This is a genomic window from Kitasatospora albolonga, assembly GCF_039535905.1.
Lineage (GTDB): Bacteria > Actinomycetota > Actinomycetes > Streptomycetales > Streptomycetaceae > Kitasatospora > Kitasatospora albolonga.
In genome coordinates, this window is sequence record NZ_BAAAYB010000130.1 from 1 (window position 1) to 18317 (window position 18317).

General features: G+C 72.2%; 11 protein-coding genes. 7 read left to right on the forward strand and 4 right to left on the reverse strand.

What is annotated here, in order from left to right; translation table 11 throughout:
• Positions 1-3089: 3089 nt before the first annotated feature.
• A complete protein-coding gene (locus tag ABD946_RS31770) occupies positions 3090-5144 on the reverse strand; it encodes a sensor histidine kinase (RefSeq protein WP_345289059.1) in 2055 nt (684 codons plus the stop codon).
• Between the two features lie 332 nt (positions 5145-5476).
• On the opposite strand from ABD946_RS31770, the gene ABD946_RS31775 reads away from it, so the two are divergent.
• Positions 5477-7285: an AMP-dependent synthetase/ligase gene (locus ABD946_RS31775; protein ID WP_345289060.1), complete on the forward strand. Its 1809-nt coding sequence runs from the start codon at positions 5477-5479 to the stop codon at positions 7283-7285.
• Between the two features lie 244 nt (positions 7286-7529).
• Complete coding sequence (locus ABD946_RS31780) at positions 7530-8657, forward strand: polysaccharide deacetylase family protein (RefSeq protein ID WP_345289062.1); 1128 nt, start codon at positions 7530-7532, stop codon at positions 8655-8657.
• 86 nt (positions 8658-8743) lie between these two features.
• Here the strand turns inward: ABD946_RS31780 and ABD946_RS31785 are convergent, their stop codons facing one another.
• The 3 genes from ABD946_RS31785 to ABD946_RS31795 form a co-directional block, all read right to left on the reverse strand.
• Positions 8744-9541 carry an SGNH/GDSL hydrolase family protein gene (locus ABD946_RS31785; protein ID WP_380150517.1) on the reverse strand — a complete coding sequence of 266 codons (798 nt, stop codon included), beginning with the start codon at positions 9539-9541 and terminating at the stop codon, positions 8744-8746.
• Positions 9542-9742: 201 nt separating this feature from the next.
• Entirely contained in the window at positions 9743-10339 is a 597-nt protein-coding gene (locus tag ABD946_RS31790) for a hypothetical protein (RefSeq protein ID WP_345289063.1), read from the reverse strand.
• Positions 10340-10496: 157 nt separating this feature from the next.
• Positions 10497-11387, reverse strand: a complete 891-nt coding sequence (locus tag ABD946_RS31795; RefSeq protein WP_345289064.1) for a hypothetical protein — start codon at positions 11385-11387, stop codon at positions 10497-10499.
• Positions 11388-11547: 160 nt separating this feature from the next.
• On the opposite strand from ABD946_RS31795, the gene ABD946_RS31800 reads away from it, so the two are divergent.
• The 5 genes from ABD946_RS31800 (at position 11548) to ABD946_RS31820 (ending at position 18113) form a co-directional block, all read left to right on the forward strand.
• Positions 11548-11877 (forward strand): hypothetical protein, encoded by a 330-nt coding sequence (locus ABD946_RS31800; protein WP_345289065.1) that lies wholly within the window; start codon positions 11548-11550, stop codon positions 11875-11877.
• Positions 11878-11971: 94 nt separating this feature from the next.
• Positions 11972-13141, forward strand: coding sequence for an exonuclease SbcCD subunit D (locus tag ABD946_RS31805; RefSeq protein WP_345289067.1), 1170 nt, complete (start codon positions 11972-11974; stop codon positions 13139-13141).
• Complete coding sequence (locus tag ABD946_RS31810; protein WP_345289068.1) at positions 13138-16317, forward strand: AAA family ATPase; 3180 nt, start codon at positions 13138-13140, stop codon at positions 16315-16317. The genes ABD946_RS31805 and ABD946_RS31810 overlap by 4 nt, the downstream gene beginning before the upstream one ends.
• A 179-nt stretch (positions 16318-16496) precedes the next feature.
• A complete protein-coding gene (locus ABD946_RS31815) occupies positions 16497-17450 on the forward strand; it encodes an endonuclease/exonuclease/phosphatase family protein (RefSeq protein ID WP_380150548.1) in 954 nt (317 codons plus the stop codon).
• Positions 17451-17510: 60 nt separating this feature from the next.
• Positions 17511-18113 (forward strand): hypothetical protein, encoded by a 603-nt coding sequence (locus tag ABD946_RS31820; protein WP_345289070.1) that lies wholly within the window; start codon positions 17511-17513, stop codon positions 18111-18113.
• The last annotated feature ends 204 nt before the right edge of the window (positions 18114-18317 follow it).

The following is an 18317-nucleotide window of genomic DNA, read 5'->3' on the forward strand; positions in this document are numbered from 1 at the left end:
TAGTTGTGGCGTGGGGGTGCAGGGCGCTCTCGCTCAATTCTGGACCGGGGGTCAATGGGGCGGTGGGGCCGGAATCAGCGCTAGACATGGGTCTATGAGGGCCGCGGACCGTTGCTCTGTACTTGAATTGAATTATGTGGCTAGCACCTGGGAGTCTCTGCGCTTTAGAATGTGACGTCCAGAATTGGATGTCGTCAGATTGTAGTTTTTGGTGTCTCACTCGCTAAGGACGGTTAAGGAGTAGGTGTTTTAATAGTTATCGAACATAAGAACGCGCCTCAACATCGTGGCGAAGGTGTCAATTTCCTTTTGCCTGTAATTCATCAATTCTGATTTCGGACGCGCGCAACACCACTTGGTGATTTAGCATCTCGCTCGTTGTACACTTCTTTTGGTTCGACCTTTTGTTGTTGTGACTCCCGTCAGTACAACAACAGTCACTGCACATTTACGCGTCTTGTCGGAGTGCGAGGTTGCTTCCAGCGTAGGGCTTGTTGACTCGCCCAGCCTCAGCTCTACGGGTTTATGTTGTGTCGATGGCTTGGGTGCCCGCCAATAGGGTAACTGGTGAGTCGACGAATGTGCCACGTTCTTCCGACGCGTTGAGATCTTGGCGACTTGGTCCACGTCCTCTTCGCCTTATATTCCAAGGAGTCACGGTGCCGGTCCTGCGGTAAAATGCTAACGAAGCCACAGGTTGGTCCGTAGCACAGTGTGGCGAGCGCGGGAGACTGCGTGAGTCTGGCTGGAGGACGAGACTTGGCCCGCTCAACTACCACGATTATTCCGATCGCTCACTTGCCGTCACTTGTTGGAGCTCTGACTGATATAGTTGATGCCTGGAGGGGGAGCCGTGTTTCGCGCGAGAGCAGGGTGCGGTACCAGCTCCTCTTCGTAGTACAGAAAAGATCCGTCAGCCCCGTGACGCTGCTCGCCGAAGAACTAGCCGAGCTGGGGCACCCGGTGCCCGCGGTTTGCCCGGCGCTCCTCCAGGAACCGACGAACGGCGCGACGCCGGTGCCCGGGCTCCGATCATTCACCAGTTCGGGTTGCGTCGTCGGACGACGTGCGGGAGCGCGGGGCGGGATATATTAATTGCTTGCGGGGATAGCGCAGTGCCCACTAGGACGGGGAACCTGAGTTTCGCGCGTTTGGGGGTTCTGGTGTGAGCTATGTCCGGCAGATGAGGGAAAGGGCGAGGCAGGTACGCGTTTCATTTGCCTCGGCGTCGGAGTATTCAAGTGTCCCGGGCGCGCGGGCGAGTGTTCTCAGCTTACGGTGCGCCGCCAATGATTTTTACGTGGTGATAACCGTCTGGGGGTGGGTTGAGACAAGAGGGTGATCTGGTTGGGCGAGTGGTGTCCATGGGTAATTCGTGTACCGAGGCGCGAAAATGGACGATATGGGCAGTACCAGCACGTGACGGTTGTCTAGGCAGCTCGTCCCAGCTCGCTCGGCCCACTCGGGGGCCGCTGTCTGGCCGCTGGATGCCGATACTCCACCCGGGGCGCGCCATCCGTCGACGGATCTAGTTGAACTTGACGGCACCCCTACGAAGCACTTTCGCCAGGCTCGCCGCTTTCGTTGTCGGGCCGCAGCATCGCTTGGAGCATTGGTGTGGGGTGAAGCGCGCGGGTTACGCGGGTTGTCTGGGGGGAGGATGGTGGCCGGGAGGGTCGGGAAGGCCGGTCGATAAGAGGAGATGTCAGAGTCAGAGGGCCGGGCGTGATCCGATGGGTAACTTGTTAGTCGTTTGTTACTCGAGGTGAGTTTAGATGGCATGCGCAGCAGTTTTCATAAGTGTATTGCGGCTTGATGGAGCAAGGTACCTGCGCCAGGAATCGGGCGTCGAGCGCACGAACGCCGTACTCGATTCAGCCGGCGAATCCGAAGTGTGTACGCGCGTGGAGTTAACGGTGGAGCGAGTCAGCCCACTCCGCGGACTCACTGGGTCGGTTCCGAGTTTGGAAAGTTGAGGAAGCCGCCACGAACTATCTTGGAGTTACTTGCCTTTATTACTGTTGGCGCCCCTATTTGAGGGCTGCGGTCTAAGGCCTAATAGAACAGCCGTGGACGTTTGGTGGGCTCACGTGTCGCGGGCCTTTTGGACCATTTATCTAGCCGGGTGGATACATTCTTTCTTTTGTGCCGCGGATGTTACTTGTTCGGGGGAGCCAACGGTCACTCAGGTCAGGCGGGTACTGCGTGTCCGCACAGGCCCGCCATACTAGTTTTTTGATGCGCTAAAGGTGGTCAGGCGGACGAGGATTCGGCTGACAAAGCGTAACCAGGGATCCTGGAAGGATAGGAATCACACCGTTAATCTGGATAGTCGCTGTATCGGGGTTGAGCGTCGGGTCGGACACCGGCTGGACTGTGGGCAGCGACTGGTGGTGGGGTGTCGGGGCTCACCGCCCCCGTTCCCCTCGTGCGCGCTCAGCCGTTGACGTTCGAGTGTCCGGTCGCGTGTGCACAAGCGTGACCGGGGGTAAAACAGGGTGACCGGAGAACCGCGTTCAATCCGTGCGCCGATTCTGGGAAAGCCAGCGGTGTCGGGGACGGACACGGAGGTCTCGACGAGGTTGTGACCAGTGGCCTTCTGTCAGCTCCCCGTCTTCGGCCTCCCCTTCAGGACTGGGCGAGAAAGTTGTAGCACCTGGTCCAGCCAGGTTTCCCCATTCCCGCACATCCGTACCTCGTAAAGTCCCAGGGGAGCGCACACTGTTTTTGTTCGACAGTCGCGGGGTGCCAGTATGGGTGTGCTCTAGTGCTAGAGCATGCGCACGGAGCTCCGGGTCCAATACGGCGGGTGCAAGACCGCGCATCGGCTGTGTTTTTTGGGCCCGAGCCAGAAGTCTTGTTCGTACGACGGAGTCCCCGCTCTTCATAGCCCAGGTGCCCCCGCGTCCAGTACAATAAATGGACTCCTTTCCGAGTCGGAACCGGCAGTAGCGTGTCCCGGCATCCCTACAGGAGCCGGCCACGGTCCCCCAGTCCTCGCGGTCTGAGACAGCTACCAGAACTCCCCAAGCCCGAGCCGTGGTCGGGGCTCGGGCGGTCGCGCCGCGTCGCCGAAGGTGCGGCCCGTCTCAAGCGCTCCACTTCTTTGAGTGCAGAGGAAGGCGGCGGCGGGCGAGGGGACCGCGGCCAGGTCGGGCGGCCGGGGTCGGCGCGGGGGCCTGGCGGGGGGCTGCGGTCGGCTCGGCCAGCAGGTCGGGTGCCTCGGCCAGCAGTTCGCGCGGGATCAGCACGATCGCCGTGGTGCCGCCGTACGGCGAGGGCCGCAGGTGCACCCGGATGCCGTGCCGCCGGGCCAGCCGGCTGACCACGAAGAGGCCCAGCCGGTCGGTGTCGGCGAGGTCGAACTCCTGCTCCACCGCCAGGCGTTGGTTGATCTCGGCGAGCGCGGTCTCGCTCAGGCCGAGGCCCCGGTCGTCGATCTCCAGCGAGAAGCCGTGCGCGACCACCTCGCCCTGCACCGTGACCTGGGCGTGCGGCGGCGAGTACACCGCGGCGTTCTCCACCAGCTCGGCGATCAGGTGGGTGACGTCGGCGACCGCGCTGCCGAGCAGTCCGGTACCGGGGAACGGACGGACGATCACCCGGGCGTAGTCCTCGACCTCGCCGACGGCGGCGCGGACCACGTCCACCATCCTGACGGGCTTGCGCCAGGCCCGGCCCGGCGAGCCGCCGGAGAGGATGATCAGGCCCTCCGCGTGGCGGCGCATGCGGGTGGTGAGGTGGTCGAGGCGGAACAGGTCCTCCAGCTCGGCCGGGTCCTCGGTGCGGCGCTCCATGGTGTCCAGCAGGGTGAGCTGACGGTGCAGCAGCACCTGGCTCCGGCGGGCCAGGTTCACGAAGACGGCGGAGACGCCGCGGCGCAGCTCGGCCTGCTCGACGGCGGCCTCCACGGCCACCCGCTGCACCTGGTTGAAGGCGCGGCCGACCTCGCCGATCTCGGCCGGGCCGAACTCCAGCTCGGGCGCCTCGGCCGCGATGTTCACCGGCTCGCCGCGCCGCAGCTTGAGCATCACGGCGGGCAGGCGGGTGCCGGAGAGTTCGAGTGCGGAGTTGCGCAGGCCGATCAGCTCGCGGGCCAGGCCCCGGCCGATCCGGTAGGAGATGACCACCGAGGCGACCACCGCGATCAGGCCGATCAGACCGGCGATGCCGCCGCGCACCAGCTGGTTCACCGCGTACGAGCGGGCCCGGGCGCCGATCTCGCCGACCAGCCGGGTGTTGAGGGTGGCCAGCTCCTCCAGACCCTTCTCGGCCGGGCCGTTCCAGGAGACCGGCGGGATGCCGAGCACGGCCTGGCGCGGGTCCGGCGAGCCGAGGAAGAGGCCCTCGGACTCGGCCAGCGCCGAGAGGCTGTTGCCGTTGCGGACGGCGAGGTAGTCGACCCGGTCCTGCTCGTCCAACTCGGGGATGTAGACGGTGAACAGCGCCTGCTCGTTGTGGAGGGCGTCCTTGGCCACCTGGTACATCGCGGGGGTGGGCTCGGGCCGGTCCTTCGGGCTGGCCTCCTTGAGGTCCAGCATCAGCCGCAGTGCCCGGATGCCGGTCTCGCCCTGGGAGAGGTACTCACGGGCCCGCACCAGCTCCGTCAGGACCATTCCCTGGCGGGGCAGTTGGCCGGTCTGCCGGCTGACGAAGGCGGAGCGGAAGGAGAAGACCGGCAGCACCAGCTTGCTGTACTCGGTGACCACCACGTCCCAGTCCTTGAGGCGCTGGTCCACCACGTCGCGCAACGGGGCAAGGCCGTCGGCCGCCGTGAGCATCTCGGTCAGCCGGAGCCGCTGCACCGCGTCGAGCTTCCCCTTGTCGGAGGAGTCGGCCTGGTAGCGCAGCAGTTGCAGCGAGCGGTCGGTGATCGTCCGGGCCTGGAGGTAGCGCTCCTGGAGCTCCTTGTCCCGCGGGTCGGCCAGCCGGAGCACCGCGGCCCGGCGCTCGTTCTGCACGTCGCGGGCGTACTGGTCGGTGGGGGTGCCGAAGGTCCGGTACGCGGTGGAGACGTCCAGCTGGGCCCAGACGTCGCCGGTGGTCACCATCGTCGCGTACACCCACAGACCGGTGAGGGCGACGATGGGCACCAAGAGCAGCGCGATCATCTTCGCGCGGATCGAGCTGCTGCGCAGACGCATGGAGTCCTCGGTGCAGGGAGGGGGTGCGGGAGGCCAGTCATGGACACGGAAAGGAGTGTTCGGGCACGTCCTCTGCCCGAGATCTGCGTCACCTTACTACTCCCTGACCACTCGTTCGAAGGGTCGAATGGCCAGCCGGAACCAAACGGTGATGTTCCTCCCGGTTTCTGACACTTGCACAGGTCTGTCCTGCCGGGCGCGACACCGGCACGTGCCAAGAGTGCCTGACGGTGCGGCAGCTCTGGGCAGGGCCGCGACGATCCGGTAGCTTCGCCGCATGCCGCGCCGGGGCGGCGGGCCCGGCCCACGGGCCGGGGCGGACGGGGGTGGCCTTGCGGCAGTTCAGCGGACCGGCGGCCCCTCCCCCGGCGGTCGGTGGACTGGCGGACTCGCTGTACGACACCGCCGACCGGACGCCCGGACTGGTGCAGCTGGCCCTCCCCGGGCCGGACGGCTGGCGTCCGCTCTCCGCGCTGCGCTTCCGCGACGAGGTGCTGGCGCTGGCCAAGGGACTGCTGGGCCACGGGGTGCGCTACGGCGACCGGGTCGCGGTGATGTCCGGCACCCGGTACGAGTGGACCCTCTTCGACTACGCGCTCTGGTCCGTCGGCGCCGTCCCCGTGCCGGTCTACCCGACCTCGGCCCCCGAGCAGGTGCGCTGGATCCTGGCCGAGACCCAGGCGGTGGCCTGCGTGGTGGAGCACGAGGACCACGCCATGACGGTCGGCGCGGTCTGCGACGCGCTGCCCGGGCTGACCGCGATCTGGCAGCTGGACCAGGACTGCGTGGCCGAGCTCTCCCGGGACGGCCGCGGCCTGCCCGACTCCCTGGTGCACCGTCAGCGCCTCGGCGTCACCCCAGACTCGGTGGCCACCGTCATCTACACCTCCGGCACCACCGGCCGCCCCAAGGGCTGCATGCTCACCCACGGGAACCTGGCCGCCGAGGCGGACGCGCTGCTGACCGGCTGGGCCCAGGTGCTGGCCGAGGGCGGCGGGCAGCCGGCCACCCTGCTGATGCTGCCGATGGCGCACGTCTACGGCCGGGTGGTGCAGATCGCGGCGGTGCGCGGCGGCATCCGGCTGGGCCACCACGCCGAGCTGACCACCGACTCGCTGCTCCCCGCGCTGGCCTCCTTCCGGCCCACCTTCCTGCACCTGGTGCCGTACGTGCTGGAGAAGGTGGCGCAGCGGGCCCGGCAGGCCGCCGAGGAGGCCGGGCGCGGCGAACTCTTCGAGCAGGCCCGGCAGGTGGCCGTGGAGTGGGCCGCCGCCCGGGAGCAGCGGGCCTTCTCCACCGGCCCCGGCCCCGGCCCCGCCCTGCGGCTGCGGCACGCCGGGTACGACCGGCTGGCCTACCAGCGGCTGCGGGCCGTCTTCGGCGGCCGGGCCCGGGCCCTGATGTGCGGCGGCTCCCACCTCGGCCGCGAGCTGGGCCTGTTCTTCACCGGGGCCGGGATGACCGTCTACGAGGGCTACGGCCTGACCGAGACCGGCGCCGCGATCACCGCCAACCCGCCGGGCCGCACCAAGGCCGGCACGGTCGGCCGGCCGCTGCCCGGGGCCGAGGTGGCGATCGGCCCGGACGGCGAGGTCTGGGTGGCCGGCCCCACGGTCTTCGCCGGCTACCTCAACCACGCCGAACCGGCCGTCCACGGCGGCTGGTTCGCCACCGGGGACCTGGGCGCGCTGGACCGCGACGGCTACCTGACCATCACCGGCCGGAAGAAGGAGCTGATCGTCACCAGCAGCGGCAAGAACCTGGCGCCCGGGCTGCTGGAGGAGCGTGTCCGGGCCCATCCGCTGATCTCGCAGTGCCTGGTGGTCGGCGACAACCGCCCCTACGTGGCCGCCCTGCTGACCCTCGACCCGCTGGCCCTGGCGCACTGGCTGAAGGCCAACGGCCGGGCCCAGCTCGATCCTTGGGCGGTGCTGGCGGACGAGGCGCTGCACGCCGAGGTGCAGCGCGGCATCGCCGCCGCCAACTCCACCGTCTCCCGGGCCGAGTCGATCCGCGCCTTCCGGCTGCTGCCGCGGGAGTTCACCGTGGCGGAGGGCCTGCTGACGCCCTCGCTGAAGCTGCGCCGCTCGGCCATCCTGGCCCACTGGGCGGACGACGTCGAGGAGTTGTACACGGGCTGACGGCCGTGACGCTTCCGTTTCCGGGAGGTGGACGAACCGTGGTGACGGGATGCCGGGGGCATGATCGGGCAAGCCGGGGCAAGGTGCCCCCGCCGGGCCCGCGCACCCTTGACGGGCCGTCTGGTCCAGTCCAATGTGGGGCCCCGGCCGGTACCCAGGCCCGGCCCGGACGTGCGGCGGGCCGTCCCCTCTTCCCCGCCCCTCCGGGGAGTGCAGCGTCCTTCCCCCACACAGGAGTTCACTCGTGCACACCTCTCTGCGCCGGATCGCCTGCGCCACCGTCGGCGCCCTCACGGTCCTCGGCGCCGCCGGGCCCACCGCCGCGCACGCCGAGACCGCTCCGGCCGTCAACCTGGCCACCAACCCGGGCTTCGAGACCACCACCCTGCCGCTGGCCGACTGGGGCACGATCCCGGGCTGGCAGTGCGTCCCGGGCGAGGCGTTCATCCGCGACACGGCGGCCCGCACCGGCACAGCCGGCCTCACCGTGACCCCGGCGAACGACCACAGCAACGGCGAGTGCGCCCAGACCGTGGCCGTGCGCCCCAACACGACCTACAGCTACTCGGCCTGGGTGCGCGGCAACTACGTCTTCCTCGGCGCCACCGGCACCGGCAACGACGTCGCTCCGTCCTGGACCGAGACCACCAACGGCGGCTGGCAGAAGCTCACCACCCGCTTCACCACCGGCCCGAACGCCTCCACCGTCCGCCTCTACCTGCACGGCTGGTACGAGCAGGGCGCCTTCTCCGCCGACGACGTGGAGCTCAGCGGCCCGGCCGTCGACCCGGCCTGGGCCACCTGGAACGTGCCCTACCCGGCCGCCGTCCAGGACAAGAAGGTCTTCTTCACCGTGGACGACGGCTGGCAGCGCACCCCCGACGTGGTGAACTTCGTCGAGGCCAACAAGCTGCCCGTCACCGCCTTCCCGCTGCCGATGCCGGTCGGCTTCGAGCCGGACTTCTTCAAGCGGGTCACCTCGGCCGGCACCGGCGGCTCGGTGGAGGTGCACAGCGTCTCCCACCGCGACCTCACCACCCTGCCGCTCGCCGAGCAGCAGGCCGAGATCTGCACCGCCCGGGACGCCGTGGCTCAGCGGTACGGCACCGCCCCCAAGGTCTTCCGCCCGCCGTACTTCGCCTTCAACGCCGACACCCTGCAGGCCGCCGCCAACTGCGGCCTGCGCACCGTGATGACCGCCACCGCGGACTACAGCTGGGGCGCCTCCACCAGCTACCGCGGCGGCCTCCAGGCCGGTGACGTGGTGATCTTCCACTTCTCCGACACGCTGGCCACCGACCTCCAGCGCGCCCTGGCGGACGTCACCGCGGCCGGCCTGACCGTCGGCGGCCTGCGCTCCTACCTGCCCTGACGATCCCTCACGCCGCAGAGCCCGTACCCCCCCGCCGCCCGCGTCTCGGGGCAGGGGGTACGGGCTCACGCCGTCTACCGGACGGCTCACACGCCGCCGGAGAAGGCCGGCAGGTAGCCGCCGGACTGGCCGGACGCCTTCGGGTGGTAGCTCTCGTCCACCGGGAGCACGGTGGAGTTCAGCCAGGTGGCGCCGGAGCCGCAGATCTCGTGGGTGGTGAACAGGCCCCGGACGTCGCGGTAGGTGAAGCCCGCGTTGGCCGCCCGCTTGGAGATCACGTCGTCCAGCAGGTCCGCCGCGCTGTTGATGGCGGCCCGCTTGGTGTCGCCGATGCCGAAGACGCAGTCGCCGCCGACCTTGTAGAGGCGCGGGTAGCCGATCACCACCACCTTGGCGCTCGGCGCCTTGCTGCGGATCTGCGCGTACACCTGGTCGAGCTTGCCGGGCAGCGTGTTGGTCGCGTACGCCTTCGCGTTGTCGACCGCCGTCAGGCAGGCGCTCTCGGAGTTGAGCACGCAGGTCTGCATGGTGCTGGCGAAGCCGGCGTCGTTGCCGCCGATGGTGATCGACACCAGCGTGGTGGTCGAGCTGAGGGTGCCGAGCTGGTTGGCCAGCACGTCACCGGTTCTCGCCCCCGAACAGGCCAGGAAGGAGAACGAGGCGGGCGCGTTGGCGTTCTTCCACAGGTACGGGTACGCGTTGGTGCTCCGCTTGCAGCTACCGCTCTCGCTGGTGTAGCTGCCCGCCCCCACCCCTGCGGAGTAGGAGTCGCCGAGGGCGACGTAGCGGGCCCCGGCGGCGTGGGCCGCGGGGGCGACGACGAGGGTGGTCAGGGTGAGCAGCATCGCCGAGAAGGCGACGGAGACAGCACGGACTGGACGCACGGGCACCTCCACTGGAGTGACACAGGTCACGTGACGCGGGTCACATTTTTGATACCAGGGAGTAGCTACGCCGGATGGTGGCCATGCCAAAGTTGTTGCGAGGATTAGCCCGTGTGACACCGTCAGTCCGACGCGGTGTCAGTTCCCGCTCACCCCCCGGGCGGCTCGCGGCCGACTCGCGACCGGGGCCGGCTCCGGGTCTCAGCCGAGGACCGCGCCGTCCGCCGGGAGCTCCTCGATGGTCTCGTTGGCGGCCGTGGGTATGCCCAGCTGCCGGACGGCCACCTCCACCGCCGCGCGCGCCTGCCGCAGGCCCGGCCCGCCCCAGCCGAGCAGCTCCACCGCCAGCCCCGGCGCCACCAGCAGACGGCGGTAGTGCCGCCCCGAGGCCGGGTCGGGAGCCGTCGGCCCGACGGCGTGCAGCGGGGCCGCCATCCGGACCCGGGCGCACTCGTGGCCGCCGTTGGCCGAGCCGATCCGGTCGTAGAGGTAGCCCAGGTAGTGCGCGGTGCCGATCACGGCCTGCGCCTCCTCCCCCGCCTCCCGGGCCAGCGCCAGCGCCGGATCCCCCGCGTCCTCCGGCTCCAGCGAACCGCCCGGCAGGCTGACCACCCCGTCCCGCGGGTTCACCAGCGTCAGCACCCGGCCGTCGGGCACGAACAGCCAGCCCCAGGACTGCTTCACCGGCAGCCCCTGCGGCACCGGCTCGCCCGGACGCCAGGGCCACCCCGCCGTCGGGCGGCGGCGGACGCGGCCGAGCAGCTCGGCGATCTCCGCGCTGTACTCGATGCTGCCCATGCGTCCCCCTCCCTCGGTCTCGGGTGCCGGCGGCGATTCGGAGTCGATGCCTCCGACTGTTGATCTTCCCCGAACATTCGGTCGATGAACAGTCCTGGCCGCCGCCCGGGGCACGGCAGTCCGCCCGGGGTTCAGCTCCCGGCCACCCCCGGGACGGTCACGGCAGCGGCAGCGGGAAGCCGGGGCACCCCAGGACCCCGCCCTCCCCCACCGGCAGCTCGGGCCCCAGCACCCCGGCCCCGGCCGCCCCCAGCTCCAGCACCGCGCCGGTCTCCGCCGCCGTCATCGGCCGCAGCCAGCCGTCCACCAGCACCCACCCGTGCACCGCGCCGTCCGCCCGGTACAGCATCAACTCCCCCGAGCCGCACCCCGCGACCGCCGCCGCCAGCGTGACGCAGAACGCCTCCACCTCCCGCCCCACCGCATCCGGCAGCCCCTCCCGCACCACCAGCCCGGCCACCGCCGTCAGCTCCTCGCCGTCCAACAGCCCCAGCGAACGGAGCGTCAGCCGGTGCCGCCCGTCCCCCGCGCCCTCGGCCAGCGCCAGCACCACCTCCGACACGTACCCCAGCACCGCCGCCACCCGCTCCTGCGGGCTCGACTCCCACCCCACCGCCGCCAGCAGCGCGGCGCACCCGATCGAGATCCGCACCCGCGCCCGGTGATCCTCCGTCAGCACCGGCAGCAGCTCCGCCAGCCCCTCCCCCGCGTAGGCGAACGGCTCGCCGGCCAGCTCCGGATCGGCCGCGTACGCCACCTCCGCCACCGGATCCGCCGGGTCCAGCAGGTGCTCCGCGCAGAAGTCCTCGAAGTCCACCGGCTCCAGCACCCGCAGGTGCACGTCCACCCCCGTCCCCCGCAGCGCCCGCAGCCGGCCCTCCGTGCACCGCAGGTACGCCCCGAAGTCCACCCCCTCGAACAGCCCGCACCGCCGCAGCCGCGCGTACGCCGCCGCATCCGTCGCCACCGCCAGGGCGACCGTCTGCCGCACCTCCCCGCACGCCCGCCGCCCCGCCGTCCGCCGCCGCGCCCCGTACTTCCTGGCCATGCAGATCCCCTCCCAGGGTCGAACCGCCGACCCCCGACGGGTGCCGACGACCGAAACGTACACACGGTCACCGACAGAACACATGGAGCAACCGTCCGAACGAGGTCCTTCCCCGCCCGGTAGATTCCAGCGGGTCGAGCGGATCACGGGGGAGAACACCATGAGCTGGTACGTGCTGGTCGAGCAGAGCGAATCCTTGGGAGGCGACAACACCTGGGTCCTGACGCAGAAGGTCGCGGTGGAGGGTGACCGCGACGCGGCCGTCGCCCGGGCCGAGGAACTGTGCCGGACGGTCGGCTCGCGCGAGAAGGACGGCCGTCTTGTCTTCCGGAGGTCTCCGACCAGCTGGCTGGTGGAGCTCAGCTACGAGTACTGGGACGAGCGGGCCCGGGTGTCCACGCGCCACCTCCAGGTCAGCGTGGCGGAGCTGGTTCTCTCCGAAAAGGCTCCGCCGGCCGAGAAGCCGAAGAAGTTCTGGCAGCGCGGCTGAGCCGGAGGCGGGCACGGGATTCCCGGGTTGTCGGCGCGAGCTGGGATACTCGGGGACGGTCCTGGTGAGTGCGAGACGTGTGGGGGTTGGGTACGTGCGACTGCTGCACACCTCGGACTGGCACCTCGGGAGGTCGTTCCACCGGGAGAACCTGATCGCCGCGCAGCGCGGCTTCCTGGAGCACCTGGTGGAGGTGGTCGAGGAGCGCGGGGTCGAGGCGGTGCTGGTCGCCGGGGACGTGTACGACCGGGCGCTGCCGGGGCTGGACGCGGTGGAGCTGTTCGACGAGGTGCTGCACCGGCTCGCGGAGCTGGGCGTGCCGACGGTCTTCATCAGCGGGAACCACGACTCCGCCCGCCGGCTCGGCGTGGCCTCCGGGCTGATCGACCGGGCCGGGATCCACCTGCGGACCGACCCCGGCGGAGTGGCCGAGCCGGTGGTGCTGGCCGACGAGCACGGGCCGGTGGCGGTCTACGGTCTGCCGTACCTGGAGCCGGCGCTGACCAGGGAGCGGTTCGGGCTGGCCAAGGGCGGGCACGAGCAGGTGCTGGCGGCGGCGATGGGCCGGGTCCGGGAGGACCTGGCGGGGCGGCCGGAGGGGACCAGGGCCGTGGTGCTGGCGCACGCCTTCGTGGCCGGCGGCGAGGCCAGCGACAGCGAGCGGGACATCACGGTGGGCGGCATCGCGGCGGTGCCCTCGGCGGTCTTCGACGGGGCGCACTACGTGGCCCTCGGCCATCTGCACGGCTGCCAGACCATCGCCCCGCATCTGCGCTACAGCGGCTCGCCGCTCGCCTACTCCTTCTCCGAGACCACCCACCGCAAGAGCATGTGGCTGGTCGACCTGGCCGCCGACGGCTCGGTGGAGGCCGAGCGGGTGTACACCCCCGCGCCCCGCCCGCTGGCCCAACTGCGCGGCAGGCTCGACGAGTTGCTCGAGGACGAGAAGTACGGGAAGCACACCGGCTCCTGGGTGCAGGCCACCCTGACCGATCCGGCCCGCCCGGCGAAGCCGATGGAGCAGCTGCGCACCCGCTTCCCGCACACCCTCCAACTGCTCTTCGACCCCGAGCCGGTGGAGGGTGAGCGGCCCGAGTCCTACGCCTCGCGGGTCAGCGGCCGGACCGACCAGGAGGTGGCCGAGGGCTTCGTCCGGCACGTCCGGCCCGGTACCGAGGCCGACCCCGCCGAACGGGACTGGCTCCGCCAGGCCTTCGAAGAGGTCCGCCAACTCGACCAGCAGAAGCAGGAGTTGCCCCGATGAGGCTGCACCGGCTGCGGATCACCGCGTTCGGCCCGTTCGCCGCCACGGAGCAGGTGGACTTCGACGAGCTCGGCGCCTCCGGCCTGTTCCTGCTGCGCGGCGCCACCGGTGCGGGCAAGAGCAGCGTGCTGGACGCGGTCTGCTTCGCCCTCTACGGCGAGGTGCCCGGCGCCCGCAAGGGCAACCCGCTGCGCAGCGACCACGCCGAGCCCGGCCTGCTCACCGAGGTCGAGCTCGAACTCACCCTGGGCGGGCAGCGGTTGAAGGTGGTGCGGCGGCCCGAGCAGCTGCGCCCCAAGAAGCGCGGCACCGGCATGACGCCGGAGAAGCCGGAGACCCTGCTCAGCGAGTGGGTGCCGGACGCCGGGGAGGGCGCACCGGGCTGGCGGGCCGTCAGCCGCTCGCACCAGGAGGCCGGGGAGCAGATCCACCGGCTGATCGGGATGAGCCGCGACCAGTTCTGCCAGGTGGTGCTGCTGCCGCAGGGCGACTTCGCCCGCTTCCTGCGGGGCGACGCCAACGAGCGGGCCAAGCTGCTCCGGCAGCTCTTCGACACCGGCCGCTTCGAGCAGGTGGAGCGCTGGCTCACCGAGCAGAAGACCCGCCAGGAGGCCGTGGTCCGGACCGACCGTCAGCAGCTGCACGCGCTGGCCACCCGGGCCGAGCAGGCCGCCGGGCCGTCCGCCGAGCCGCTCACCGCCTGGGTCCCGGAGTCGGCCGGGCCGGCGGCCTTCCTCGGCTGGGCCGCCCTGCTGCGCACCGACGCGGCGGAGCGCTCGACGGTGGCCTCGCTGGCCCTGGCCGGGGCGGAGCAGGCGCACGAGCGGGCCCGGGCCCGGCTCCGTACGACCCAGGAACTGGCGGAGCGTCAGCAGCGGCACGCCGAGGCCGTCCGGGCCGCGGAGCAGTCGGCGCTCGGCGCCGAGGCCCACCAGCGGGACGCCGACCGGCTCGCCGTCGCCCAGCAGGCCGCCACCGTCGAGCCCGTCCTGCGCCACCACGCCACCGTCGCGACCGCCCTGGCCACCGCCGAGGCGGCCGAGCACCGCGCTCGCACGGCCCTCGCCGAGCAGGCCCCGGCCGGGGCGGACGGCCCCACCGGGCCGGCCGTGGCCGGGGAAGGCCATCCCACCGAGGAAGGCGACCCCACCGGGCAGGACCGCGTCGCGCCCACCCCGGCCGGGGCCGACCTTCCCGTCGGCACCGAGGCCGCGGCGGGCCGCGCCGCCACCGACGCGCGGACCCCGCTCCACCGGGCCGGGGCCGAGCGCCTCGCCGAGGCGGAGCGCGGCCTGCGCGCCGACCTCGGCCGCCTCGACGTCGCCCGGGCCGACGAACGCCGCCTCCCCGAGGCCCTGCGCGAGGCCGAGCGGACCAACCACCAGCTGGGCCTCGCGCAGGAGGCCGCGGACGACGCCGCCGACTGGCTGCTGGACTTCGACACCCGCCTCAAGGAGCTCCAGGAGCAGCAGGCCGCCGCCCGGGCCGCCGAGGCCCGGGTCGAGCAGCTGGACGCCCGCCGCGCGGAGCTTCGCGCCCGGCTGACCGCCGCCGCCGAGCGGGACCGCCTCCGGGGCCGGATCGCCACCGCCGAGGGCGAGTTGGCCACCCTGCGCGAGCGGGCCGGTGACGCCCGGGAGCACACCCTCGACCTGCGGGAGCGCCGCCTCGCCGGGATGGCCGCCGAGCTGGCGGCCCAGCTGGCCGACGGCGCGCCGTGCCGGGTCTGCGGAGCGACCGCGCACCCCGCCCCCGCGCAGCCGACCGGAGCGCCGGTCGGCCAGGCCGACGAGGAGCGGGCCCGGGCCGCGCAGCAGCGGGCCGAGCAGCACCGGGACACCGCCGCCCAGGAGCTGGCCGCGCTCCGGGTGGCCGAGGCGGCGGCCGCCGCCACCGCCGGCGAGGACTCCGCCGGGCAGCTGGCCGACGCGCTCACCGAGGCCGACGCCGCGCTGCGCCGCACCCTCGCGGAGGCCGACGCGCTCGGGCAACTCCAGCGTCAGGCCGAACAGTTGACCCATCAGCAGCAGGCCCGCCAGGCCGAGCAGGAGCAGGCTCGGATCCGCGCCGCCGCCCTCACCAGCAAGCTGCAGACCCTCGCCGAGGAGCGGGAGCGGCTCACCGCGCGGGTCGCCGACGCCCGGGGCGGCGCCCCCAGCGTCGCCGCGCGGGCCGCCGCCCTGGCCGCACTGGCCGACGCGGTGGCCGCCGCCCTGGCCGCCACCCGCGCCCGGGCCGAGGCGGCGGCCCGACTCGCGGACGCCGGGGCCGAGTTGGGCGAGGTCAGCGCCTCGGCCGGGTTCGCCTCCCCCGCCGAGGCCCGGGCCGCGCTGCTGCCCACCGCCGAGCGGGAGGCGCTGCGGGCCCGGGTGGAGCGGGCCCGCGCCGACCGCGAACTGATCGAACACCGCCTGGCCCAGCCGGAGTTGGTCGCCGCTGCGGCCCTTCCTCCGGCCGATCCGGCCGCCGCCCGGCAGGAGGAGCAGCAGACCCTCACCCGGCTCCGGGCCGCCTCCGCCGCCGACAGCGCCGCCGCCGACCGGGTCACCGCCCTGGCCGGGCTCGGGCGTCGACTGACCGCGCTGGTCGAGGCCCTCGGCCCCACCCTGACCCGGTACGAGCAGATCAAGCGGCTGGCCGAACTGGCCTCCGGCACCTCGACCGAGAACGTGCTCCGGATGCGCCTGGAGTCCTACGTGCTGGCGGCCCGGCTGGAGCAGGTCGCGGCCGCCGCCAGCGGACGGCTGCTGCGGATGTCCGGCGGCCGCTACACCCTGGTCCACAGCGACGGCCGCGCCTCCGGCAACCGCCGCTCCGGCCTCTCCCTCCGGGTCGTCGACGCCTGGACCGGCCAGGACCGGGACACCTCCACCCTCTCCGGCGGCGAGAGCTTCTTCGCCTCGCTGGCCCTGGCCCTCGGCCTGGCCGACGTGGTCACCGACGAGTCGGGCGGCATGCCACTGGACACGCTCTTCATCGACGAGGGCTTCGGCAGCCTGGACGAGCAGACCCTGGAGGAGGTGCTCGACGTGCTGGACGGGCTGCGCGAACGCGACCGCGCCGTCGGCATCGTCAGCCACGTGGCCGACCTGCGCTCCCGCATCCCGGCCCAGCTCCTGGTCCACAAGGGCCGCCACGGCTCCACCCTGCGCCTCACCACCCGCGAGCGCCCCTGACGGCTCTGCCCACGCCCCCACCCCCGCCGCCACTCCTACTCGACCCGCACGGAACCGAGGATCCCCACCCACGCCTCCGTCCCCACTCCTGTCGCCACACCCCACGGAACCGAAGATCACTCCGTACGCGTCCCCCTCCGCGTTGCCCACGGTGGGCCCGGGAGGAGCGGACGGTGGCGGTGCGGAGGACGTGGCGGTGGCAGCGGCCGTGGCGCAGGCGCGGCGGGCTGACCGTCTCGGCCGCGGTGCTGGTCGCCCTCCTGATCCTCGGTCACCGCCTGGTGCCCAACCGGATCGGCCGCCTCGGCAGTCTGCTGGAGACCTTCCTGCCGTGGCTCGGCCTGGCCGTGCCCGCCCTGCTGCTCTGCGCCCTGGTCCGTCGGTCCCGGGGCGCGGCGCTCGCCGTGCTGATACCGGCCACCGCCTGGGCGCTGGCCTTCGGTCCCCTGCTGATCCCGCACCGCCCGCAGGCGGGCGGCACCCTGACGGTGGTGCAGCACAACGTCAGCGACCAGAACCGCGACCCCGGCGGCACCGCACGGGCGCTGGCCGGGGCCCGGCCCGACCTGATCGCCCTGGAGGAGCTGACCCCGGCCGCCCTGCCCGCCTACCAGGCGGTGCTGGCGGCGGACTTCCCCCACCACGCGGTCTTCGGCAGCGTCGGCCTGTGGTCCCGCTTCCCGTTGACCGAGGCCCGCGCGCTCGACCTCCGCCCGGCGGGCCTCACCGATCCGCGCTGGCAGCGCGGCCTGCGCGCCACCGCCCGCACGCCGGACGGCGCGCTCGCCGTCTACGTGGCGCACCTCCCCTCGATCCGCTTCGGCTTCGCCGGCCTCGGCAGCGCCCGCCGCGACGAGAGCGCCCGCATCCTCGCCGCCGCCCTGCGTGCGGAGCCGATCCACGAGGTGGTCCTGATGGGCGACCTCAACGGCACCCTCGACGACCGGGGCCTGCGGCCGCTGACCTCCCGGCTCACCCCGGCCCGCTCCGGCTTCGACTTCAGCTGGCCGACCTCCGCACCCCTGGCCCGGATCGACCAGGTACTGAGCCGCGGCCTGCGCGCGCTCTCCACCTCGACCCTGCCCGCGACCGGCAGCGACCACCTCCCGGTGACCGCCCGCCTCACCCGCTGACCTCCACCCGGCCACGGCGAACCGGCCCCCGCACCGACGCCGCGGTGGTGGGATGGCGGGATGACCACTCCACCCACTGCCCTCTCACCTCTCGCACGGCTGCACGAGACCGTCCGCCGCACCGCCGAGCTGACCCGCGACCGGATCCCCACCGGCCGGGCGGCCGAGGCCGCCGACGAGACCGACGGCACCTTCGCCACCGACGGGGCGCTGGGCTTCGACCCGTTCCCCTTCCTCCGTACCCTGCACGCGGCGGGTTCGCGCGCGGTGCTGGTCGGCCAGGTGGCTGGGATCCTGCACGGCTCGGCCGAGCCGACCGGGGACCTGGACCTGCTCTGGGACGGTTCGCCGGAGGAGGCGCGCGCCCTGCACGAGGCGCTGTCCGCCGCCGACTGCACCGAGCTGCCCGATCTGACCCGCCCTCAGGCCGCCTACCGCGTCAGCGGCGTCACCGGCGACCTCTGCACCCCGGCCCTCCCCTGGGGCGGCCTGGACACCACCGGCTGCCTCACCCGCGCCCTGACCGCCACCGACCCGGCGGACGGCCTGACCGTCCGCTACGCGGCGCTGGACGACCTGATCCGGATGCGGCGCGCCATCGGCCGCCCCAAGGACCACCGCCGCGCGGACGAGCTCGAACGCCTCCGCACCGCCCTCGGCTGACGGCGCCCGGGGCCGAGGGCTCCGGCCCCCGTCAGCCCGAGCAGGCCACCCGCTGGGCCTCCTGCCAGGCGCAGACCGGACAGAGCGTCAGCCCCGGGTGGTCGGCCGGGTACTCGGTCGGTTCGCCGCACTGGACGCAGTCCGCGCGCGGCCCGTCCCCGGTGGCCGGGGTCAGCGCCGCCAGGGCGTCCACCCGCGGCGGCA